Genomic DNA, 22,299 nt, shown 5'->3' with positions numbered 1-22,299 from the left:
CAACGTGTCGTCCCCGTCGACGAGAAGACACTGATCAACCCTCAAGACGACCTCCCGGCCGCGTGGTTCGGCATTCCCGGGCGTTTCCCATTACAGCAGTTTCGGGATGACCTCCCGGGTCAGCAGCAGGAAAGAGGCGTGGCTCAACGGCGCGCACAGCAGGTAGTGCAGGCCGATCTCCTCCTGGAGGGCCCTGATCCGTTCGGCGACCCGGGCGGGGCTGCCGTGGATCACGACGTCGTCCGCGTACCGCTCGGCCGGGTCCCGGCTGTCGTGTGCCGCCCGGCGCTCCCCGGCCGGGCGGATGCCGCGGGAGTAGTCGCGCCGGGCGGGGTCGCTCAGGGAGCCGAGGGTCCAGCGGGCGCCGCGCAGCGCGATCTCCCGGGCCTCCTCGTCGGTCGGGGCGACCGCGATCAGCCGTGCCATGGGGACGACCCGCCCGTCGACGCGATGGCCGGCGTCGGCCAGGCCCTGCCGGTAGGCCCGGTACTTGGCCCCGATGCCGGCGTGGGTGGAGTGCGGGTCCATCAGGATCGAGTAGCCGGCCGAGGCCGCCCAGGCGACCGCCTCCGGTGAGGAGGCGGCCATCCACACCGGCGGGTGCGGCCGTTGCAGGGGTTTGGGCAGCACCTCGATGTCCTCGAAGGTGTGGAACCGGCCCCGGTGGGTGAGGCGTTCCTGCCGCCACGCCCCGAGGACGACCTCCACGTTCTCGCGGAACAGCGCGTAGCTGCGTTCGAGGTCGAGCCCGAACACCCGGAACTCGGTGGGGTCGTTGCCGCGGCCCGCGCCCCAGTTGACCCGCCCGCCGGACACCACGTCGAGCAGCGCGATCTCCTCGGCGAGGCGCAGCGGGTGGTGCATCGCGGCCAGCGAGACGGCGGTGCCGATGCGCAGCCGTTCGGTGCGGGCCGCGATCAGCGTGCCCATCATGCTCACCGACGGGGAGACCGAGTACGCGGTGAAGTGGTGTTCGGCGAGCCACACCGCGTCGTAGGCCCCGGACCGCTCCATGATGTCGATCCGTTCCAGCGCGCGGTGGTAGACGGTCTCCGGCGGTATCCGGCGGCCGGGCCAGGAGAAGAACTGCAGTACGCCGAAGCCGAGCCGGCCGCGGTCCGCTGTCGTCATGTCAGTCACCCCAGTTTCGCCGAGCGCCGGTAGGCCACCTCGGGGTCGGTGAGTACGTTGACGAGGTACGGCACTCCCGAGGCGAAGGCCCGGCGCAGCGCCGGGGCGATCCGCCGCGGGTCGGTGACGGTCTCCCCCGCCCCGCCGAGCGCCTGGACCACCTGGTCGTAGCGGCTGCCCGGTCGCAGGTCCGCCGCGACGTCCGCACCGTAGAGCGCGCGCATGGGGTGCTTCTCCAGTCCCCAGACGCCGTTGTTGCCGACGACCATCACCACCGGCAGCCGGTGCCGGACCAGGGTGTCGACGTCGCCCGCCGAGAAGCCGAAGGCGCCGTCCCCGAGGAGGAGCACCACCTGCCGGTCCGGGTGCAGCAGCCGGGCGGCGATCGCGTAGCCGATGCCGTTGCCGAGACAGCCGAACGGGCCGGGGTCGAGCCAGTGGCCGGGCAGGTGGGAGTCCAGGAGCCGGCCCGCGTACGACGCGAAGTCGCCGCCGTCCGCGATGACGACTGCGTCGTGGTCGAGCCGGGCGATCAGTTCACCGAGGACCCGGGCGGGGTGGATGGGCTCGCCCGCGTGCTCCAGCTCGGGCCGTTCGGCCGCGCGCAGGGCCCGTTCCCGGTCCCGCAGCCGCCGCGTCCACTCCTCGTGGTCCGCCCGGGGCCCGGACCAGGCCGCCATGCCGTCGAGGACGCGCCGCAGGTCTCCGGCCGGGGCGGCGGCCGTGGGCACGTGCGTGGCGCGCAGCGCGGGGTGGTCCACGGCGTGCACGACGCGCGCGTTGCCGAACCGGCCGAAGGAGAGCCGGAAGTCCAGGGGCGTGCCGGCCACCACGACGACGTCGGCCTCCTTCAGCGCGTCACGGCACCGGCTGAACGCCAGCTCGTGCCGGGCGGGCAGACAGCCCCGGCCCTGCCCGTTGGCGAACGTCGGCACGCGCAGCGACTCGGCGCAGCGGCGCAGCGCCTCCCAGGCGCCGCCCCACCAGACGTCGCCGCCGGCCACGAGGACCGGGCGGCGGGCGGCGGCCAGGAGTTCCGCGGCCTTGGCGATCTCGTCGGGGTCGGGGGCGGGCGGGCCGGCCGCGAGCGGCGGGCGCAGGGTGGCGCCCGCCCGGCGGTGCATCACGTCGAGGGGGATGTCGAGGAAGACCGGGCCGCGGTGCGGGGTGGCGGCCGTGGCCGTGAGCGTCCGCAGTTCGCCGGGGATGGCGTCGGTGCGGGTGACGGTCCGGGCGTCCTTGGTCACCGGCGTGACCAGGGGGAGGTGGTCGAACTCCTGTAAGGCGCCGGTGCCCCGGCGTTTCAGGGCGGCCCGCCCGGCCAGCACCACGACGGGCGCGCCGTTGGCCTGGGCGGTCGCCAGTCCGCTGATGCCGTTGGTGACGCCGGGTCCGGCGGTGAGCAGCGCCACGGCGGGGCGGCGCCCGAGTCTGGCGTAGCCTTCCGCGGCGAACACCGCGGTCTGTTCGTGGCGGACGTCGACGATGCGCATCCCGGCGCCGGCCGCGGCGTGCAGGACGGAGAAGATGTGGCCGCCCGAGAGGGTGAACAGGGTGTCCACGCCGTGTGCCCGCAGGGCGGCGACGGCGAGTGCGCCGCCCTCTCCCTCGATCCGCCGGGGTCCGGCCGGGGCGGCCTCGCCGTCGTCCGGGCCGCCGGCCGGTGTCCCGGTCCGACAGCCGCCCGCCCCGGGCTCAGCAGCCGACATGGCCGTGGTGACCGGGTGCCCTGCCGGGGCCGTTCACGGCCTGCCACGGGCACGGCGGCGCCGTGAGCGGGTCGCGCGCCGGGGGCGGCGGCAGCTCGCCGGGGTGCTCCTCCGGGAGGCGGCGCGGGGACTCGTGGCCGACGGCCGCGTCCTCCTCCGGGCCGCCGGTCCCGGCACCGGGACGCTTCCCCGCCTCGCCGCGTCCGGGGCCCGCCGGGCGGACGCCGGTCTCGCGCGGCGGCCTGTCCACCCGCGGTCCCGGGGCGTCCCGGGTCCGGCTCACCGCGACGCGCGGCCGGGTCGGCCGGTGCTTTTCGGGGCCGGGCCCCGGCATGCTTCCATGACGAGGGTTCCGATGACCGTTCGGGTCCACGCCTGCCCCCTTGGTCGGCTGTCGCGGTCGTAGGGCTACTCGCGCCGCGTCCCCGCCCGCGGCTCGTGGAAGGGCACGTCCCGGTCGGCCTCCGGTTCCCTGGGCAGTCCGAGCACGCGCTCCCCTATGAGGTTGCGCTGGATCTCGTCGGTGCCGCCCGCGATGGACAGCGACTGCACCGACAGGGCCATCTGCTGGAACGCGCCTTCGCCGGTGGTCTCCGGGCCCGTCAGCATGCCTTCGGCGCCCAGCAGGGACAGGCCGATGTCGCGGGCCTGGCGTCCGGTGGCGGATGCGACGAGCTTGCCCAGGGACGCGTCCGGGCCGGGGCGGCGCGCGGAGTGGGCCCGCCGGCCGCGCAGGCGGTTGGTCCGCGCCGTCGCGTACAGGGCCGCGAGCCGCTGGCGGACGACCGGGTCCTCGGACCGGCCCAGTTCGCGGGCGAGGGCGATCAGCGCCTCGGGGGTGCGCACTCCCCGGCGGACGCCGGCGGCCCGTTCCGCCCGGCGGTGTTCCTCGGCGAGTTCCGCGATGGGTCGGTGGAGCATCCCGCCCCGCCGGCCGGGCCGGGCGAGGCGCGCGGGCCGGAGCACGCCCGAGCCGCCCACTTCCTCGCGTTCGTAGGCCAGGCTGGCCACGGCCAGCGGCCAGCCCTGGCCGACGGCGCCGACGACGTGTCCGGCGGGCACCACCACATCGGTGAGGAAGACCTCGTTGAAGGTGGCGCGGCCGTTCATCTGCCGGATCGGCCGGATGTCCACGCCGGGCTGGTCCAGGTCGACGACGAAGAGGCTGATGCCCTTGCGTTTGGGGACGGAGGGGTCGGTGCGGGCGAGGGCCAGGCCGCGGTCGGCGGTCTCGGCCTCCCGGGACCACACCTTCTGGCCGTTGAGGATCCAGCGGTCGCCGTCGCGGTGGGCCCGCAGTCGCAGGCTCGCCAGGTCCGATCCGGCGCCGGGCTCGCTGAACAGCTGGCACCAGGACTCCGTCCCGGCGGCCAGCGCGGGGACCCAGCGGCGCCGCTGCCCGGGCGTGCCGTGTTCGAGCAGGACCGGGCCGCCCACCATCTGTCCGACACCGCCGGGCGGGCCGATCGCGCCGGCTTTTCCGATCTCCTCGGTTATCGCCCGGGCCGCCGTGCGGTCCAGGCCGCGGCCGCCCATTCCGGCGGGCCAGGTGGGAAAGGCGTATCCGGCCTCGGCGAGCGATCTCCACCAGTCGCCGACCGTGAGTTCCTCGCTCCAGTTCTCCCGGAGCCAGTCCCGTATCTCCTGCCGTAGTTCCGCTGTCTGCCCGGATTCCCGATTCCCTGCCAACTGCCGGATACCTCCGAGGACTCGGTCGTCATGTCCGCCGCCTGTCGATCGAAAGTGCATCGGATGTGCGAAACACGGCGAGACCCGGGGCCGGGTGAAAGAGGATCACACGGTTTTCCGGTAGGGCCAGTCTAGGGTCGGGCGGGGCCCAGGCCGATACGGAATCCAATTGATCGTTTTTTTTGGCTCATATCGTTCAGTGGCGCGTCGTGCCATCCGAACGGGGTCTTTTTCCGCCATGCCGGGCGGGGTGCGCTTCCGGCCTTTGCCGTGCTCATACGGCCGTGCTCATACGGCCGCGCGCCGCACCGAGGCGCGCAGCAGGAGCGTCCCGGGGACGCAGACCGCGAGCACGGTGGGCGCCACGGCCCACCAGCCGTCGGCCGCCAGCACCGCGAAGCTGACCAGCGGCGGGCCGAGCAGCGAGCCGAGGCTGCCGACCTGGGCCAGGAGTCCGTTGGCGAGATCGATGTCGGCGGGGTCCGCGACGACGGCGGGGATCATCGCGAACGCGGCGGCGACGACGAGTTCGTTGGCCAGTGCCACGAGGACCGCGCCGGCGGCGGCGAGGCCGGTCCCGCCCCAGTGCAGGAAGGCCAGCGCCGTGCCCAGGGGCATGAGCAGCGCGCCGGTGAACAGCCGGCGCACCGGCACCCCGCGGCGCAGCAGCCAGCCGCTGAGGAAGCCGCCGACGGTGCCGGTCAGCGAGACGGCCCCGGTGAGGGTGCCCGCCGCGGACGTGGGCACGTGGAGGACCTCGTGCAGATAGGTGGGGAAGAGGGACACCACGGCGACGATGGTGCCGCTGGCGGTGGCGAAGCCCAGGGACAGCAGGAAGGGCCGCAGCAGGCGGCGTACCGGGCGCCGGACGGGGGCCGGCGCGGCCTCGGCCGGGGCCGGCTCCGCGGCGGCCGGGGTCCGCCCGCCGAGCGCGAGGACGGCGGCGGCCCCGGCGACGAGCAGGGCGCAGGCCTGGACGACCAGCCAGGTGCGCCAGCCGAGGAACGCCGACAGCACCCCGCCGAGGAACAGCCCCAGCGCCAGGCCCACCGGGAAGTACGTTCCCCACACGGCGAGCGCGGTGATCCGCCGTGGTCCGCCGCCCATGGAGATGATGAGCGCCGGGGCGGCCACGACGACGGCGACGTACCCGATCCCTTCCACCAGGCGTGCGCCCAGCAGCGGCCAGAAGTGGCCGGCCCGCGCCTGGAGCAGCCCCGCCGCCGCCATGACGACGCAGCCGGCGAGCAGGGCCCTGCGGGGCGCCGTGCGGGCGACGAGATAGCCGACCGGCAGCCCGAGCACGGCGGCGACCGCCGTGAGGGAGGAGGTGACCAGCGCGACCTGGTCGAGGGAGAGGGTCAGCGCGCCGCGCAGGTCCACCGCGATCGGGGCGATCTTGCCGAGCCCGGTGGCCGCCAGCATCCCGCAGCCGTAGAGCAGCGCGAACCGCGGCCAGTACGCCGGGGAACCGGGGATCCCGGCGGCCTCCGGCTGCCCGGTCCGGACGGCGTCGTCTGCGTCGCTCTTCACGGGCCGGTCACCTGATCGATCGGGGGTACACGGAAACCGGAGCCTATCCGGGGCACTGCCGGGCGGCAAGGCGCCATACGAGTGACCGGGGGGCACGAGTTGACGTGTGGTCAGGCGCTGTAAATGTCCCTGACCGCAGGGTTCCGGACAACGGTCATCCGAATGCGGCGCTCCTGCGGGCGACGCGCGACGCGTCCCTACGCCCGCGGTCCGGCGGCAGGAAATGCGGCCGTCGCGACCGCATTCCGATCATCTCCCCGAAATACCCGCGCCACAGGCGGGGTTGACGGGTGCCGCGAGGGCCCGGTTTCCTGGAACGCGGACACGGCCGGGGGCCTGCGGAACGCCTGGGCGATACTCCTCGGCGAAAAGGAGCGGGCCGGCGCCGCGGCCGCCATTTCCAACTTCCCGAACGGCCCGGACTTCCCGCACGGCTCGAACTTCCCGCACGGCCCTGACTTCCCGCACGGCTCACGCGAAAGACGCCACGTGACCGGCGTCGGTATTTCTCCCGGAGAGGCGGCCATGGTCGGTGACCCGACGCGTCTGCGTCTGAAGTACGGCCTGAACCCACAACAGCGCACCGCGGTGGCCGAGCCGTCCGACGGCGGCCCCCTGCCCTTGTCGGTCCTGTCCGGCACGCCCTCCGTCGTGAACCTGCTGGACGCCCTGCAGGGCTGGCAGCTGGTACGGGAGGCGAGCCGGGCGCTCGGCCTGCCCGCGGCGGCGTCCATGAAGCACGTCTCCCCCGCCGGTGTGGCCGTCGCCGGCGAGGTCGACCCGGTCGCCCGGGCCACCTTCCGGCTGGGGGCGCAGCCGTCCGGCCCCGCCTCGGCCTACGCCCGGGCCCGGGACTGCGACCCGCGCTCCTCCTACGGCGACCTGGTGGCCCTGTCGCATCCCGTCGACCGGGACACCGCGTCCCTCCTGGCCAGGGTCGTCTCGGACGGCGTCATCGCGCCGGACTTCGAGCCCGGCGTGCTGGAGGTACTGGCACGCAAGAAGCGGGGCACCTTCCTCGTGTTGCGGGTGGATCCCGCCTACGAGCCGCCCGCCCGGCAGGTCAGGGACGTGTTCGGGGTCCGGATCACGCAGGACGCCGACCCGCTCGTGATCGGCCCCGGCACCCTGGCCGAGGGCACCGAGGGCGGCCCACCGCCGACCGTACGGCAGCTGCGGGACGCCGTGCTCGGGCTGATCACCGTGCGGTACACGCAGTCCAACTCGGTGGCCTGCGTCCACGACGGGCGCACGATCGGCATCGGAGCGGGCCAGCAGTCACGGGTGGACTGTGTGCGCCTGGCCGGGGAGAAGGCCGACCGCTGGCGGCTGCGGCGCCACCCGCTGCTCGCGCGGGCCCGGTTCCCCGGCACGCTGTCGATCCAGGACCGCGTGAACAGCGTGCTGCGGCTGATCGAGGGAGAGCCCGGCACCTTGTCCGACGCGTGCCGGCCGGACCCCGGTCCGCCCGGCACGCCGCTGGATCCCGCCGAGAAGGCCGCCTGGCTGGCCGGGCACACGCCGTGCACCCTCGTCTCCGACGCCTACCTGCCCTTCCGTGACAACGTGGACGTCGCCGCCGCGCACGGGGTGCGCTGCATCGTCGAGGGCGGCGGGTCGGCGCGCGGCCGGGAGGTGGCGGCGGCCTGCGAGGAACACTCCATCACCCTGGTCCGCACCGGACTGCGGCTGTTCTGCCACTGAACCGCGGAGGCCCTGTGGAAGCGGAGGCACCGGACGGCACACGGGCCGCTCCGCCGGCGGCGGACCGGCCCGCGGCGCCCGGATTCGACGACATCTCCCTCGACGCGCTGCTGGCGCGCCGGACGCTCAAATGGGGGCGGCACGGCGGGGAGGTGCTGGGCGCCTGGGTCGCCGAGATGGACTTCCCCGTGGCCCCGGCCGTGCGCGAGGCCGTGCACGAGGCGGTGGAGCGCGGCGAGACCGGTTATCCGCTGCGTGACATCCGCACCGGGCTGCCGTCCGCCTGCGCCGACTGGCTGGCCCGCACCTGCGGCTGGACGGTACCGGCCGAGCGGATCTTCCTGATCCCCGACGTGCTCACCGGGGTCGGCCTCGGCATCGGCGCCTACAGCCGTCCCGGCAGCGCCGTGGTGGTTCCCACCCCCGCCTATCCGCCCTTCCTGGAGGTCGTGGCGGCGCAGGGCCGGCGTGCCGTCGAGGTGCCCCTCGTCCCGGACGGCGCACGGCGGACCCTGGACATCGACGCCATCGGCGCCGCGCTGGCCGGCGGAGCGGGGACCGTGCTGCTGTGCAACCCGCACAACCCCCTGGGCAGGGTGTTCACCCGGGCCGAACTCCGCGCGCTCGGCCGGTGCGTGGCCGCGTACGGCGCGCGGGTCGTCGCCGACGAGATCCACGCCCCGCTCACCTATCCCGGGCACCCCCACATCCCGTACGCCTCCGTCTCGCCGGAGACGGCCGACCACACCCTGACCCTGGTGTCCGCCGCCAAGGGCTGGAACATAGCCGGGCTGAAATGCGCGCAGGCGGTGCTGTCCAGCGACCGCGACGTCCGGCGGTGGCGGGCCCTGCCGTTCCACTCCCGGCACGGGGCGAGCACCCTGGGCATCGCCGCGAACATCGCCGCCTACCGCGCGGGCGACCCGTGGCGCCACGAGGCACTGCGCTATCTGGACGGCAACCGCCGCTTCCTGGCACGGGTGCTGGGCGACCGGCTCCCGCGGGCGCGCTACGCGATGCCGGAGGCGACCTATCTGGCGTGGCTGGACTGCTCCTTCACCGGCCTGGACGACCCGGCCGGCTTCCTGCTGCGCGAGGCCCGGGTCTGCCTGAGCGACGGGGCGTTCTTCGGGGCGGCCGGGCGGGGGTTCGTACGGCTGAACTTCGCGACCTCGCGCCACATCCTCGAACGCATCACCACCGCCCTGGTCGAGGCGCTGGCACCCTGACCCCCGGACCCCGGGCCCCTGTCCCCACCCGAACGGGTGAGGACGGCCGGCCCTCACCCCCTCCATCGGGTCCTCCCCCGGCATTCTCCGGACGCCGGGTGACCGGCCGTCTACGGTACGCACATGCCGCGCCGTGCGGTGCGGCCCCATAAGGAGGGACCCTTGTCATCGGTCTGCGACCCCCGGTACGCCCCCGCCGGCGACGTGAGCGGAGCACTCATGGTGATCGACTCCCGGCTCAAGTCCATCTACGACGGCGGGACCCGGATCGATCCCGAACAGCAGCGGTTGACCGACCAGTTCGCCGCGTCGTTGGGCCCGAAGGGGGCGCGCGACCTGCTGGACGGCGCCTGCACCATCATCTACATGTTCATGACCTGGCTGCGGATGGCGTACGAGGATCACGACAAGGACGTCGTCGAGTACGTGGTGCCGAGCCTGGTGGCCTCGATGCGCATGATGCCCAAGAGCATCCGTCCGGAGGCCATCCCCACCATGGCCGGCCTGGTCGTCGCGGCGGGCATGGGCCTGAGCCCCAGCCTGTGGCGCAAGCAGTACGGCAAGTGGACCAAGGAGGAGATGAATCCTCTGGAGGCCACCGCGTTCCTGCTCGCCGAGCACATCAACCGGCTCACCGACGACCGCGAGTTCGCCACCCGCCTCATCAGCAAGGCACTCTCCAGCGCGGAACAGGCCTGAGAGAGGACCGCGCGGACCGGCCAAGTCACCGGCGGCGCACGGGACTTCGCCGCCCAGCGGTGGGAGGCACGGCCCGTTCCCGGACGGCGAGGCGCGCCCGCGCGACAGGGGCGGTGTGGATTCCACGACGCGAAGCCGGCCGGGGCCCCTGGCAGGGGTGTCCGACCGGCATCCCGTCGGCCGCGCGGGTTCAGCGGAGCCTGGTGGGGTCGAGGATCCGACCGGACGGCGGCGGGGTGGTGTCGACGGGCTTGTCGTGGTCGGTGGAGGTGAGATCCAGGAGCGTCTGTCCCGCACCGCGTTCAAAAGGGGACGTTTGTACGAGCGCAGACGGTACACACGATGAGCTAACAAGCTTTACGAAACGACGAAACGGAGACCACCATGGGCATCATCGCGTGGATCATCCTCGGCCTGCTCGCCGGCGCCATCGCCAAGGCCATCATGCCGGGCAAGGACCCCGGCGGCATCATCGTCACCATGCTCATCGGCGTGGTCGGCGGTCTGCTCGGCGGCTGGCTCGGCAAGGTGATCTTCGGCGTCGACTCCGTCGACGGGTTCTTCGAGCTGTCCACCTGGATCGCCGCGATCGTCGGCTCCCTGATCCTGCTCGCCCTCTACCGCCTCGTCACCGGCTCCCGGCACTCCCACTCGCACTCCCATCGTCACGCCTGATCCGGCGGCGACGACCCGCTCCGGCCCGCGACGGACCATCAGCGTCACGACTTCACGCAGGCCGACTCCCCGCCGCCGTGGCCGGCAGGCCCAGCCGGCCGGCCACGGCGGCGAGGGACGTTCCCAGAGGGAGCCCGACCCGGGTGACCGCATGACGGTCGCCCCGGGTCGGGTCCCTGTTCACGATCAGCACCGGTTTCCCCTCCTGGGCCGCCTGGCGGACGAACCGCAGTCCGGACATCACCGTCAGCGAGGAACCCAGGACCAGCACCGAGGTCGCCTCCCGGACCAGCTCGCGACAGCGCTCGACCCGCCGCGGCGGGACCGCTTCGCCGAAGAACACCACGTCCGGTTTGAGAACGCCGCCGCAGACCGCGCAGGGCAGCACACGGAAGTCCCCGACCTGTTCGTCGGTGAGGTCGGCGTCCCCGTCGGGGTTGATGCCGGCGGCCACCGGTTCGAAACCCGCGTTGGCCTCCTCCAGCCGCCGGGCGAGTTCCCGGCGCGCGCTGCGGTCCCCGCAGGACAGGCAGACGACCCGGTCCAGGCTCCCGTGGAGTTCCACGACATCCCCGCTGCCGGCGGCCTGGTGCAGGCCGTCGACGTTCTGGGTGATCACCCCGGAGAGCAGGCCGTGCCGCCCGAACGAGGCCACGGCCCGGTGCCCCGCGTTCGGCTCGGCGCGCCCGAAGGTGCGCCAGCCGAGATGGCTGCGCGCCCAGTACCGGCGCCGGGCCCGCGCACTGGCGGTGAATTCCTGATAGGTCATCGGCGTGTGCCGGCTCAGGCTCCCGCCCTCGCCCCGGTAGTCGGGAATCCCCGACTCGGTGGAGATGCCCGCCCCGCTGAGCACCAGCACACCGCCGGTACGCAGCGCCTCCACGACCGGTTCCAGATCCGTGCTGCCCGGCAGCGGGTCCCCGGTGGGCGTCCAGTTCAGTGTGGGGCGCATACGCATACGGCCAAGCGTACGGAACGGCCCGGTCAAGCGGCCTGCTGCGAGGCCGCGGCGTCCGGGCGCAGGTCCGCCAAGGTCAGTCGGTGTGCCGGCGGGTCCGGCAGGATCACCTGCCGGGTGGTGTGCGGGCCGGTCCCGGCGTGGAGCAGTTCGCCCGGTTCCATCAGGCGCCAGCCGGGGTGGTCGTCCATGCGTTCGCTGGCGACGATCACGGCCGGATGATCGGCCAGGGTCGCGGAGCGCACGCGCATACGGCCGTGGCTGCCGCTGTGGTCCAGGTGACGGGCGCCGTGCTGTCCGCCCGCCGGGCGCCGCAGGATGTACAGCTCGTGGGTGCCGGGGTAGCGCAGGGCCCACAGCCCGTCGGGGGTGACGAGGACGAGGTTGAGGGCGTAGACGGGCAGGTGCCGGGCGATCCACCCGGCGGCGTGCCGGATGCCGGCGCCGAGGTCGCCGCCGTGCCGTCTCGTCTCCCGGGTGATCAGGGCGAAGAAGCGCTCGGAGTCCGTGTCGCCGCCGACCAGTGACCGGTCCTCGCCCAGGTGGTCGTCGAGCCGGTCGAGGCCCTCGACGACCCCGTTGTGCGCGAACAGCCGTCCGTCCTGTGCGAAGGGGTGGGTGTTGCGGGCCTCCAGGCTGCCGGTGGAGGCGTAGCGCACATGGGCGACGAAGGCGGCCGACTCCACCCGGCGGGCCTCCTCGGCGAAGGCGCGGTCCTGGTAGGCGGCGATGGGCGCCTTGTCCACGCAGGGGGTGCCGTCCGCCGCGAAGTAGCCGAGGCCGGTGCCGTCGGGGTCGCGATGGCTCTGCCGGCTGAGGCTGTCGGGGGCGTCCAGCAGCCAGAACGTCGCGTGGGCGCGTCGTGGGGCACTGCTGAGGCCGAACAGGCGGCACATGGTCTTCTCCTCGCTCGCCGGGCGGCCGGCCGCCCGGCGACGCGGTGCCCGGCGGTGGTGCGTGGTCAGTGGCGGCCCGGGCGCCTCGGGTTCTTGGTCTCCGCGCCGTGGGCGAAGCCGCCGGCGTCGTCGGCGTCGCGGTGCGGCTCGTGCTGCTCGCGCAGGCGGGGCAGTGCGCGGCGCAGGTCCTCCAGGAGCAGGTCGGCCAGGTCGTGGCTGAAGCCGTTGCGGACCACGACGCGCAGGACGGCCAGATCGGTCCGGTCGGCGGGGAAGGTGTAGGCGGGTACCAGCCAGCCGCGTTCGCGCAGCGCGGCGGAGACGTCGAAGACGCTGAAGGTGTCGATCCCGTCGCGTATCCGGAAGGCGAAGACGGGGAGCTCGCCGCCGTCGGTGATCAGCTCGAACGGGTCCAGCCCGGCGATCTCGGCGGCCAGCCGGGTGGCGACGTCGCGGCAGGTCTGCTGGACGCGCCGGTAGCCGTCGAAGCCGAGGCGCAGGAAGTTGTAGTACTGGGCGACGACCTGGGCCCCGGGCCGGGAGAAGTTGAGCGCGAAGGTCGGCATGTCGCCGCCGAGGTAGTTGACGTGGAAGACGAGGTCGTCGGGGAGGGCGTCCCGGTCGCGCCACAGGACCCAGCCGACGCCGGGCATGACCAGGCCGTACTTGTGGCCGGAGGTGTTGACGGAGGCGACCCGGGGCAGCCGGAAGTCCCAGGTGAGGCCGGGGTCGAGGAAGGGCGCGATCATCGCTCCGGACGCGCCGTCGACGTGGACGGGGATGTCGAGGCCGGTACGGCTTTCCAGGTCGTCCAGGGCCGCGGCGATGCCGGAGACGGGTTCGTAGCTGCCGTCGAAGGTGGAGCCGAGCACGGCGACGACACCGATGGTGTTCTCGTCGCACCGTTCGACGGCCTTGTCCGGCGTGAGGTGGTAGCGGTCGCCCTCCATCGGGACGTAGCGCGGTTCGACCTCGAAGTAGTCGGCGAACTTCTCCCAGCAGATCTGCACGTTGATGCCCATCACGAGGTTGGGCCGGTCGGTGGGCCTGCCCTCGGCGCGCCGCCTGTGCTGCCAGCGCCGCTTGAGTGCCAGCCCGCCCAGCATCGCCGCCTCGCTCGAACCGGTGGTCGAGCAGCCTGTCGTACGGCGCGGGTCCTCGGCGTGCCAGAGCCGGGCGAGCATGTGGACGCACCGGGTTTCGAGCTCCGCGGTCTGCGGATACTCGTCCTTGTCGATCATGTTCTTCTCGGCGCACTCCGCCATCAGGTGCCGGGCCTGGGGCTCGGCCCAGGTGGAGACGAACGTCGCCAGGTTCTGCCGGGCGTTGCCGTCGAGCATCAGTTCGTCGTGGACCACCTGGTAGGCGGTGTCCGGTTCCATCCCCTGGTCCGGCATCGCGTACCGGGGCACTCGGACGGGTTCCCGGCTGAAGATCGGGTTGATCTCCAGGTCCCGGCTTACGCCGCGGTCGTCTGGCTGCGCCGTCATACGCGCTCGGTCCTCTCTGCCCTGGCCGGCGTGGCACTGTCCGGGGTTCCCGTCACCACGCCGACAAATCCGGGCACAGCAGACCTATCGCTCCGGGGCGGACGGCGCCGCGTACGATCGACCGGTTGCCGCCCCGCGAGGAGTACCCGTCCGATGCCCGCCGTCATCCCGCCGCCCCGCCCCGCCTCCGGGTTGCTGCGCGTGCGGGAACACGTCCGCGCCGAGGACGACGAGCGGCTGCACAGCCTGCTGTGGCGGGCCGGCGACGGCTGGCGGATGATCAGCAGCGCTGTGCTCGGCGGGGGGATCGGGGAACGCTCCTGGGTGCTCAACGCGCAGGTCTCCCACGGCTACCGGCGCACCGACCCGGACCGCCACCTCGCCGAGCTGGCCCGCGCCGCCGGCGCCCACGGGCCGGGGGTGGGGCTGATGACCGCCGCCGATGTCCGGGCGTACGGTCACGCCTGCGACGGCGGTGTGGAGGCGGTCGCCACCGCCGGGCTCGGGGTACGCGGCTGGGCGGCCTCCCCGGCGGAGGGCACGGCCGTGGCGGCGCGGCCCGGCACGGTCAACATCCTCGTCGCGCTACCGGTGGCGCTGACCGACGCGGCGCTGGTCAACGCGGTGGCCACCGCCACCGAGGCCAAGGTGCAGGCACTGCTCGCGGCGGGCTACGACTGCTCGGGCACGCCTACGGATGCCGTGTGCGTGGCCGCCCGGTCCCCGCGCGCCGACGACGAGGTCCACGCGTTCGCCGGCCCCCGTTCACTGTGGGGCGCGCGGCTGGCCCGCGCCGTCCACCAGGCCGTGGGCACCGCCGCCCGGCACACATATCCGACCCCCGAAGCACGGGCGGCGGAAACATGTGTCTCGGACAGCTATCGGGCACAGAGGGGTTCCTGACACCTGTGTCCTGCGGGGTCCCGGGGCGGCCCGCGGCAGTCATGTGATGTGGTTCAGCAGTGCGGCGACCGCCGGGGGCGCCTCTCCGGGAGGCCGTACCACCATGATCTTCCAGCTCGGCGCGTGCCGGTGGAACGGGTACCGGCGCAGGTCGGGGAACCGGTCCGCGATCGACCTGGGCATGATGCAGACCCCCAGGTCGTTGCGGACCAGTTCGGCTGCCGCGACGATGTCGTTCACCTCGAACGTGGTGGTGTGTTCGACGCCGGCGGCGCGGAAGGACCGGTCGACCGCGTAGCGGATGGCCCAGCCCGGTGAGAAGTCCACCATGGGCAACCGGGCGATGTCGGCGAGATCGACCTCGCCGTCCTGCGTCGTCCCGGGGAGATCCCGGTGCGGCGAGGCCACCAGCACCATGTCCTCGCGGGACAACAGGCGTGTGGTCAGCCCGCGTTGCTGTTGCCGGTCGAGTGCCACGACGGCCAGGTCCACCGTACCGTCGCGCAGTGCCTGGCGGATGTCGGCGACCGCGGCCTGCCGGAGCTGGACCACCACGCCCGGATGCTCCCTGCGCAGCGCGGCGAGGGCATGGTGCAGGCCCGCCCACACCCCCTGCATGGTGCCGACCGTGATCCGGCCGCGGAGCTGTCCCTTGACCGCGTCGACCGCTTCCCGCGCCAGTTCGGCCGCGCGCAGAGCGGCCCGGGCGGCGGGGACGAACGCCTCTCCCGCCGGGGTGAGCGAGACGCGGTGTGTGGTGCGGTCGAAGAGGGGCGTGCCCAATTCGCGTTCGAGGGTCCGGACCGTGCCGGACACGGCGGACTGGACCACGTGCAGACGCCGCGCCGCCGCCGTGAAGCCGCCCGTGTCGGCCACCGCGACGACGACCTCCATCTGCCGCAGATCCATCATCCGCTCCCGCTCACGCAGCGCTCCGCCCGGCGCGGAGCAGACCGTCACCGCCGCATCGTACGCGGGCACGGACGCCCCGTGATGGGGCCGGGAGCGGACGAGGAGCGGGCCCCCGGGTGCCCGGCCACCGTGCCGGAGCGCTACGTCCTGTCCACCGGGCACTCAGCGGTCGCCGAGGAGTCTTCCCACGAGGGTGTCCCAGTCGATCCACGCGTTCTCCTCGCCGGGCGGGACGGCCTCCCATGTGCGTACCAGCCATTCACGCAGCGGCTGACTGGGCACATCCAGCAGAGCCGAGCCGGTACCGTCGCGCAGGAAGAGCCGTACGTCGGCCCTGTTGTTGCAGCGGCACGGCGGCCAGACGCGCACATCGCCCTCCCCGGATGGTCTGTGCATCCCCGACTGCAGGAGCTCGCGGGCGAAGGACCATCGGGCGCTGCCCCCGCCGCCGGGCCTGGGCATGTCCAGCAGCACGGTGAAGGGGTGCAGACGGTCGTAGGAGAAGCGCACGGCAAGAGGCACCGCCTCGGTCCGGCTCATCACCAGGTTGGTCGTGACGGTCAGGGCGACGACGCCGTCCGGTGGCCGTACGCCCTCCTCCGGAAGCGGGTGGGGGTTCATGACGGAACTGCCTTTCGACATAGGGGCGTAGTACGGCCGGCCAGGGGCGGACGCCCGCTCGCTACTTCCGGTCCATCACACGGACCGCGGAACGGCGTTCGGTCTCGGTGTATCCGCCCCAGACGCCGTAGTGCTGCCGGGACGCCAGGGCGAAGCGACCGCACGGACCGCTCACCGGGCAGCTGCGGCAGATCGCTCGCGCCGCGTCCTCGCGCCGTCGGCGGGCCCGGCCCCGCTCACCGGCGGGCGGGAAGAAGACCGAGCTGTCCATGCCGCGGCAGGCGGCGTCGGCCTGCCATTCCCATACCCGCGCGATCGGCTCCGTCCGTATCTTCATCGGCTTCTCCTTCCATGGCACGGCCGTGTCAGACGAGGTATTTCGTCAGGGCGTTCACCTCGCGGTCAGCCGCTTCTTCCCGTGAGTGCGGTGATGACGCCGTCGAGGTCCAGGTGCTCGCTTTCGGTCCCGGGAGGCACCACGTCGAAAGTCCGCCGAAGGAACGCGGCCACCTCCGCGGCCGCCAGTTCGACCAGCGCCGTACCCGTCCCATTGCTCAGGACGATGCGGAGGGTGCGCGGTGTGCGGCAATGCCAGGGAAGCACCTGCACATCACCGGGGCCGGCGGGCCGTGTCAATCCCTCGGCGAGCAGTTCACGGGCGAAGACCCAGGTGACGGGCGGTCCGGTCGACGGTCCAAGGGAAAGCCGGACGGCATAGGGGTCGGTGCTCCCGTAATGCAACTCCGCCGGCAAGGGCAACGATGTCCTCTTCAGGGCACTGACATGTGCCGTCATCGGGCACGTGACCGTGCTGAGGCGTTGTTTCATAAGGGCCCTCGAAACAGAAAATGCGATTACTTCCTATGACCCTAGGGCTCGCTGTCCGGCCGGCTTGCCGGGGAACGCACAGGGCTTTGCCCAAACGAGCACTTCCGCCCGACTTGCGCCAGGCGGAAGCTCCCGCCCGGTGCGCGGGCCCCGCCCCCGGCGGCCGGTTCAGCGCCCGACGGCCCAGGCACGGTCGGCCCAGTCCGCGAAGCGGGTCCAGCGGATGTCCGGGTGGGCGTCATGGAGTGCGGGGATGTCGACGCGGTAGCCGGGGCCGTCGAGGAAGGCCCACATTGCGTGCATGTCCGGGTTGCCGATCGCCGCCAAGGGCGTCTGTACGTGGCGGACTTCCCTTCCCAGCGCCTTGCCCAGCGATGCCGCCATGTCCGCGGGGGTGGGCGCGTCGCCGGCCAACTCGATGCGCTGCCCGGTGTAGGGAGCGGGGTCGAGCATCACTTCCGCCGCGAACGCGCCGAGGTCGGCACGGGCGAGCTGTTGCAGTGGCCGGTCGGGGGGCAGCGGCAGGTCGAGGAAGCCGTCGAGGATGCGCTCCTCGCCGCCCAGCGCGTTGTCGAAGAAGTAGGTCGGCCCCAGCACCGTGTACGGCACGTCGCCGGATGCCAGGTCCGCTTCGACGCGCGCCTTGCTCTCGAAGTGCGGTACGCCGCTGTCCTGGTCGGCTCCTGCCACGGAGCTGAACACGAGGTGCGGGACGCGCTCCCGCGTCGCGGCGGAGAGGATCGCGCGCCCTTGGCCCACTTCCGCCTCCACCCCGGCCTCGAAGGGGGTGGTGTACGCGAAGACGCCCGCCACCCCGCGCATGGCCGCGGCGAGGGAGTCGCGGTCGCTCAACGACCCCGCCACCACTTCGGCTCCCCGTTCGGCCAGTTCGCGCGCTGCCGCGCGCCCCGGGTCACGGACCAGCACCCGGGTCCGGGCCCGGCGGCGCAGCAGGGCGTCCGTCACGGCCCTGCCCTGGCCGCCGGTTGCCGCCAGCACCAGCACCGGTGCGTCGACCATCGAAGACTCCTCTGCTCGCGTGTGCGTCTCGGGCCCCCAGTGGGCCTACGGCCATGATCCGCCGCGGCGGCCGTCCCCGCTCGCCGGTCGGCCCACGGGGCCGGAACAGGGCACTGTGCGGCGCGCGGTGTGCGCGCAGGGTCATGTCCCGCCCTGCCGCCGCGCGCGGGGGCGTCCTCATTGCCCTGGAACGCACCGCCTGTTGCCCACCGGTGCCCGGGCCGGACGCGCACGGCCACATCCGGACGGGGCGTCGGTGAGACTTGGTCCGTCGCGGCCCCCACCCGTCGAAGTCCATCTCGAAACGAGATGACTGACTTCGCGAACCATCGCTCCAGGTGAGGAAGCATGCGAGGCGGCCCGGCGCTTGCACCTGCGTGACGGCGGCGAAGAGGCCGCCGGCCACCGCACGGCGCTTCCGCCCGAGTCCGTTCCACGGCTCGCCTAGTCAAGAAGGTGTTACATGTCCGCATCAACCGACGCCCAGAGCTCGCGCCGGCCGAAGGCCGCGGAGGTTTCCCAGGGCGTGCCGGGCTGGCTGGTGGCGCTGCTGGCCGTCGCCTCCGGCATGACGGTCGCCAACCTCTATTACGCCCAGCCCCTGCTGTCCACGCTCAGCGGTGTGTTCCACACCAGCACGGCCACGGCCGGCGCGCTGATCACCCTCACCCAGGTCGGCTATGTGATCGGCATGCTCTTCCTGGTGCCGCTCGGCGACCGCCTCGAAAAGCGCAACCTGATCACCGTCCTCCTGGCGGTCACCACCCTCGCCCTCCTGGCGACGGGACTGGCCACCAGCTTCCCGATGCTGCTGATCGCGTCGCTGGTCAGCGGCGCCACCTCGGTCGTCGCCCAGATCCTGGTGCCCTTCGCCGCCGGCCTCGCCCCCGACCATGCCCGGGGCCGTGTCGTCGGCCGGGTGATGAGTGGCCTGCTCACCGGGATCCTGCTCTCCCGCACGCTGAGCAGTCTGGTGTCGGACCTCGCCGGCTGGCGGGTCGTCTTCCTCGGCTCCGCGGCGCTGATGGCCGTGCTCGCCGTGGCCCTGCGCGCCGCGCTGCCGCAGCACGCGCCCACCACGACCCTTCCGTACCACCAGGTCCTGCGCTCCACCCTGCGACTCGTCCGCGCCCACCCCGCCCTGGTGCGCCGCGGCCTGTACCAGGCGGCCATGTTCGCCGCGTTCAGCGCCTTCTGGACCACGGTCTCCTTCGTCCTGACCGGCCCCCGCTTCCACTACTCGTCGGTCGGGGTCGGTGTGTTCGCCCTCGTCGGCGCGGCCGGCGCGGCCGTCGCCCCGTTCGCCGGGCACTGGGCCGACCGCGGGCTGGTACGCCCCATGACCGGCATCGCGTTCGTGGTGGCCGCCCTCGCCTTCGCGCTCGCCGGGTTCGGCGGACACAGCGTCATCGCACTCGCCCTGGCCGCGATCGTCATCGACGTGGCCGTCCAGGCCAGCCTCATCCTCGGCCAGCACACCGTCTACCAGCTGGACCCCGCTGCCCGCGCCCGCCTCAACAGCGCCTTCATCGCCATGTTCTTCGCCGGCGGCGCCGCCGGCTCCCAGCTCGGCTCCGTCGTCTACCACGCCGGAGGCTGGAGTGCCCTGACCGTCCTCGGCGCCACCCTTCCCCTCCTCGCCCTCCTCTACTGGAGCACCGAGCGCCGCCGGCCTTCGACGGCGGAACAGGGCACGGCGAACGCGTGAGCCGGCGGCGATGATCCCCCTGCCGCACACCTGCCTGCCGGGGCCGAGGGGGCCGGTCGCGGGCCGCGCGGGACCGGGGCCCGGCGGCCCGCCGGCCCCGCGCCGCACGACGGGCCGGCGCCGGGTCCGCTTCTTTCCTCTCCGTGCCCGGCCCTGTTCCGTCACCGCACGGCGTCGGCCCCGGGCCTCCCGCGCCGAGTTCTGCCTGTGTTTCTGCCTGGAGAGGGGAGCCCCGCGCTGCTTGGCTCAGCCGTGCGGGCGGAACCCGGGCCCCGCCGAAGCGGCCCGGTCACGCTCCGGCGGAATCGCTGCCCGTAGGCCGGGCCCGGCGGTCCCGCCGGGGCACCGGCCATCGTCTCCCGGGAGGCCGCGGCCGTTCGCCCTCCCGTCCCGCTTCCCGGAGTCGCTTCCCCTTGAGGAGGAGAGTTGAGCTGGATGTTGACGACCGCCTCGGTGCCCGACCGGGACAAGGTGGCCTACTGGAACGACGCGGTGAGCAGGGCTCTGGTGCCGATGACCGTGGCGCCCCGCGGCAACGGTCCGTTCACCGGCCGGATCACCACCGACCGTTTCGGGTACCTCCAGGTCTCCACCATGGAGGCCGACCCCAAGCGGGCCAGCCGCACCTCGGCGCTGATCGCCGGCTCGTCCGCGGCACTGGTGGCGGTCGGTGTCCAGATATCCGGAACGGCCACCTTCGTCCAGGACGGCCGGCGGGCCGAGGTCGGCGAGGGCGACCTCCTCGTGTACGACACGAGCCGGCCGTACTCCTTCGACTATCCGCAGCGGTTCACCACGCACGTCTTCCAGCTGCCCCGCCGCATGCTGGGCGTCCCGGACACCGACATCCGCGCGGTCACGGGCGCCGCCATCGGCACCGGGGACGGCTTCGGCGCGGTCCTGCTGCCGTTCCTGGCCACCCTGGCCTCCTCCGCGTCCGCCTACCCGCCGGCCGTGGCGGACCGGCTGGCCGGCCACGTGGTCGACCTGTTCGCCACCCTCATCACCGAGCGGGCCCACCAGGACGCCGCGAGCCCGGACTCCGCCCGAGGGCATCTGCTGCACCGCGTCCGCGACCACATCAACCGGAACCTGGGCGATCCGAGCCTGTCGCCGGAGGGCATCGCCCGGGCGCACCACATCTCCGTCCGGTATCTGCACCGGCTCTTCGAGGGCGAGGGCACCACCGTCGGCCGGCTCATCCAGCAGCGCCGCCTCCAGGAGTGCGGCCGGGAACTGGCCCGCCGCGGCAGAACGGCCCCCACCGTGTCCGCCGTCGCCCAGCGGTGGGGCTTCGTCAACCCCGCCCACTTCAGCCGGGCCTTCCGTGCCGCGTACGGCGTCACCCCCAGCGAATGGCGCAGCCTGCGCACCGCCCGGGGCGCGGACGGACGGTCCCCGGCGGACGCGCCCGCACCCGGAACCGGTCCCGCGGCTGACAACGCTGTCGGCAGTACCGGACTACCGGACACCGGCCTGCTGCCGTGCAGCGGGTAGGGTGCCCGACCGAAGCGGGCCGGATACGCCGAACCGCCTCGCCCCGTCAGCCCATTGCCTCTCCCGGCAGGAGACCGTGTGACCGACTTCGCCCCTTCCTCCGCGCGGCAGCCGGTTCTGGACCACCCCACCCGGGCGTTCGTGGCCCAGCACTCCTGCCCGCCGTCGGCACACGCCCCGGACCTGGAACAGGCGCGGGCGGACCTGGCCCGGCTGTACGGCAGACCCGACCCCTTCGACGACGAGGCCACCTCCACGGAGTGGCTGGCCCTGTCGGGCGGGCCGACCGGGCATGTGCGGGTGCAGGTGGTCAGACCCGTCGACAGCGTCGGCCCGATCCCGGTCGTGCTGTTCCTGCACGGCCTCGGCTGGGCCCTGGGCGACGCCCGCACCCATGAGCACCTGGTGCGCGCGTTCGCACTCGGTATGGACGCGGCCGTGGTGTTCGTCGATTACGCACGCGCCCCCGAGGCCCGGTACCCGGTCGCCGTGGAGCAGTGCTACGCGGTCGCGAAGTGGATCTGCGAGCGGGGTGGCGAGATCGGTCTGGACGGGACCCGGATGGCGGCGGTGGGCGACTCGGCGGGCGGCAACCTGGTGGCGGCGCTGACCCTGCTCGCCAAGGAGCGCGGAGGGGTACGGCTGGTGCACCAGGTGCTGCTCTACCCGGTCACCGACGCCGACTTCGACACCCCGTCGTACCAGGAGTTCGCCCAGGGGTACTTCCTCGCCCGGGAGACCATGCGCTGGTTCTGGGACCAGTACCTGCCCGATCCGCGGCAGCGCGACGAGGTCACCGCGGCACCGCTGCGGGCCACCCTGGAACAGCTCGCCGGGCTTCCCCCGGCGCTGGTGGTCACCAGTGAGGCCGACGTGGTCCGCGACGAGGGCGAGGCGTACGCGGCGAAGCTCCGCGCGGCCGGTGTCGCGGTGGTCTCGATGCGGTACCACGGCACCGTCCACGGCTTCATGGGGCTCGGCCCGCTGCGCGACACGGACGCCGCCCGGGCTGCCCTCATCCAGGTCGTGGACACGGTGCACGTCGCCCTGCACCGGCCACGCGACTGAGGGCGGGCCGGCAGCGCGCCGGGCGATAC

21 protein-coding genes are annotated in these 22,299 nt (G+C 73.4%); 8 read left to right on the top strand and 13 right to left on the bottom strand.

The features are described 5' to 3' along the window. Positions 1-90: 90 nt before the first annotated feature. From ABD350_RS31275 to ABD350_RS31255, 5 genes are all read right to left on the bottom strand, one after another. On the bottom strand, positions 91-1,131 hold the full coding sequence (locus ABD350_RS31275) for an LLM class flavin-dependent oxidoreductase (protein ID WP_344352299.1): 1,041 nt from the start codon (positions 1,129-1,131) through the stop codon (positions 91-93). Between the two features lie 5 nt (positions 1,132-1,136). Continuing rightward, positions 1,137-2,840, bottom strand: coding sequence for an acetolactate synthase (locus ABD350_RS31270; RefSeq protein ID WP_344352298.1), 1,704 nt, complete (start codon positions 2,838-2,840; stop codon positions 1,137-1,139). Further along, a complete protein-coding gene (locus ABD350_RS31265) occupies positions 2,827-3,090 on the bottom strand; it encodes a hypothetical protein (RefSeq protein WP_344352297.1) in 264 nt (87 codons plus the stop codon). Before ABD350_RS31265 ends, ABD350_RS31270 begins: the two co-directional genes overlap by 14 nt. Positions 3,091-3,248: 158 nt before the next feature. Further along, the gene (locus tag ABD350_RS31260) at positions 3,249-4,529 is read right to left on the bottom strand and encodes an acyl-CoA dehydrogenase family protein (RefSeq protein WP_344352296.1); all 1,281 of its coding nucleotides are present in this window, start codon (positions 4,527-4,529) and stop codon (positions 3,249-3,251) included. 288 nt (positions 4,530-4,817) lie between these two features. Then, positions 4,818-6,062: an MFS transporter gene (locus ABD350_RS31255; RefSeq protein WP_344352295.1), complete on the bottom strand. Its 1,245-nt coding sequence runs from the start codon at positions 6,060-6,062 to the stop codon at positions 4,818-4,820. Positions 6,063-6,587: 525 nt separating this feature from the next. Between ABD350_RS31255 and ABD350_RS31250 the strand changes: the two genes are divergently transcribed. From ABD350_RS31250 to ABD350_RS31235, 4 genes are all read left to right on the top strand, one after another. Continuing rightward, entirely contained in the window at positions 6,588-7,766 is a 1,179-nt protein-coding gene (locus ABD350_RS31250) for a phosphoribosylaminoimidazolecarboxamide formyltransferase (protein WP_344352294.1), read from the top strand. 14 nt (positions 7,767-7,780) lie between these two features. Continuing rightward, on the top strand, positions 7,781-8,995 hold the full coding sequence (locus tag ABD350_RS31245; protein ID WP_344352293.1) for a MalY/PatB family protein: 1,215 nt from the start codon (positions 7,781-7,783) through the stop codon (positions 8,993-8,995). Between the two features lie 162 nt (positions 8,996-9,157). Beyond that, positions 9,158-9,694, top strand: coding sequence for a hypothetical protein (locus ABD350_RS31240; RefSeq protein WP_344352292.1), 537 nt, complete (start codon positions 9,158-9,160; stop codon positions 9,692-9,694). A 384-nt stretch (positions 9,695-10,078) separates the two neighbouring features. After that, complete coding sequence (locus tag ABD350_RS31235) at positions 10,079-10,369, top strand: GlsB/YeaQ/YmgE family stress response membrane protein (RefSeq protein WP_344352291.1); 291 nt, start codon at positions 10,079-10,081, stop codon at positions 10,367-10,369. 52 nt (positions 10,370-10,421) lie between these two features. Here the strand turns inward: ABD350_RS31235 and ABD350_RS31230 are convergent, their stop codons facing one another. The 3 genes from ABD350_RS31230 to gad all read right to left on the bottom strand — a co-directional run bounded on the left by ABD350_RS31230 (position 10,422) and on the right by gad (position 13,713). Further along, on the bottom strand, positions 10,422-11,327 hold the full coding sequence (locus tag ABD350_RS31230) for an NAD-dependent protein deacetylase (protein ID WP_344352290.1): 906 nt from the start codon (positions 11,325-11,327) through the stop codon (positions 10,422-10,424). 26 nt (positions 11,328-11,353) lie between these two features. Then, positions 11,354-12,223, bottom strand: coding sequence for a class II glutamine amidotransferase (locus ABD350_RS31225; RefSeq protein WP_344352289.1), 870 nt, complete (start codon positions 12,221-12,223; stop codon positions 11,354-11,356). Between the two features lie 65 nt (positions 12,224-12,288). Beyond that, a complete protein-coding gene (gene gad, locus ABD350_RS31220; protein WP_344352288.1) occupies positions 12,289-13,713 on the bottom strand; it encodes a glutamate decarboxylase in 1,425 nt (474 codons plus the stop codon). Positions 13,714-13,866: 153 nt separating this feature from the next. Here gad and ABD350_RS31215 point away from each other — a divergent pair, with 153 nt between their 5' ends. Further along, on the top strand, positions 13,867-14,616 hold the full coding sequence (locus ABD350_RS31215; protein ID WP_344352287.1) for an adenosylcobinamide amidohydrolase: 750 nt from the start codon (positions 13,867-13,869) through the stop codon (positions 14,614-14,616). 39 nt (positions 14,617-14,655) lie between these two features. Here the strand turns inward: ABD350_RS31215 and ABD350_RS31210 are convergent, their stop codons facing one another. From ABD350_RS31210 to ABD350_RS31190, 5 genes are all read right to left on the bottom strand, one after another. After that, positions 14,656-15,597 (bottom strand): LysR family transcriptional regulator, encoded by a 942-nt coding sequence (locus ABD350_RS31210; RefSeq protein WP_344352286.1) that lies wholly within the window; start codon positions 15,595-15,597, stop codon positions 14,656-14,658. 93 nt (positions 15,598-15,690) lie between these two features. Beyond that, positions 15,691-16,149 carry an SsgA family sporulation/cell division regulator gene (locus ABD350_RS31205; protein WP_344352285.1) on the bottom strand — a complete coding sequence of 153 codons (459 nt, stop codon included), beginning with the start codon at positions 16,147-16,149 and terminating at the stop codon, positions 15,691-15,693. A 61-nt stretch (positions 16,150-16,210) separates the two neighbouring features. Beyond that, positions 16,211-16,486, bottom strand: coding sequence for a WhiB family transcriptional regulator (locus tag ABD350_RS31200; protein ID WP_344352284.1), 276 nt, complete (start codon positions 16,484-16,486; stop codon positions 16,211-16,213). Positions 16,487-16,551: 65 nt separating this feature from the next. Further along, a complete protein-coding gene (locus tag ABD350_RS31195) occupies positions 16,552-16,944 on the bottom strand; it encodes an SsgA family sporulation/cell division regulator (RefSeq protein ID WP_344352283.1) in 393 nt (130 codons plus the stop codon). Positions 16,945-17,145: 201 nt separating this feature from the next. Then, a complete protein-coding gene (locus ABD350_RS31190) occupies positions 17,146-17,997 on the bottom strand; it encodes an NmrA/HSCARG family protein (protein ID WP_344352282.1) in 852 nt (283 codons plus the stop codon). A gap of 463 nt (positions 17,998-18,460) precedes the next feature. On the opposite strand from ABD350_RS31190, the gene ABD350_RS31185 reads away from it, so the two are divergent. The 3 genes from ABD350_RS31185 (at position 18,461) to ABD350_RS31175 (ending at position 22,270) form a co-directional block, all read left to right on the top strand. After that, on the top strand, positions 18,461-19,705 hold the full coding sequence (locus ABD350_RS31185; RefSeq protein WP_344352281.1) for an MFS transporter: 1,245 nt from the start codon (positions 18,461-18,463) through the stop codon (positions 19,703-19,705). A 426-nt stretch (positions 19,706-20,131) separates the two neighbouring features. Continuing rightward, positions 20,132-21,202, top strand: coding sequence for an AraC-like ligand-binding domain-containing protein (locus ABD350_RS31180; protein ID WP_417801524.1), 1,071 nt, complete (start codon positions 20,132-20,134; stop codon positions 21,200-21,202). A 78-nt stretch (positions 21,203-21,280) separates the two neighbouring features. Further along, positions 21,281-22,270 (top strand): alpha/beta hydrolase, encoded by a 990-nt coding sequence (locus ABD350_RS31175; RefSeq protein ID WP_344352280.1) that lies wholly within the window; start codon positions 21,281-21,283, stop codon positions 22,268-22,270. Positions 22,271-22,299: the final 29 nt, after the last annotated feature.

The organism is Streptomyces nogalater, assembly GCF_039532885.1.
GTDB classification, from domain to species: Bacteria; Actinomycetota; Actinomycetes; order Streptomycetales; family Streptomycetaceae; genus Streptomyces; species Streptomyces nogalater.
This window is presented reverse-complemented; position numbering and strand designations above follow the sequence as displayed.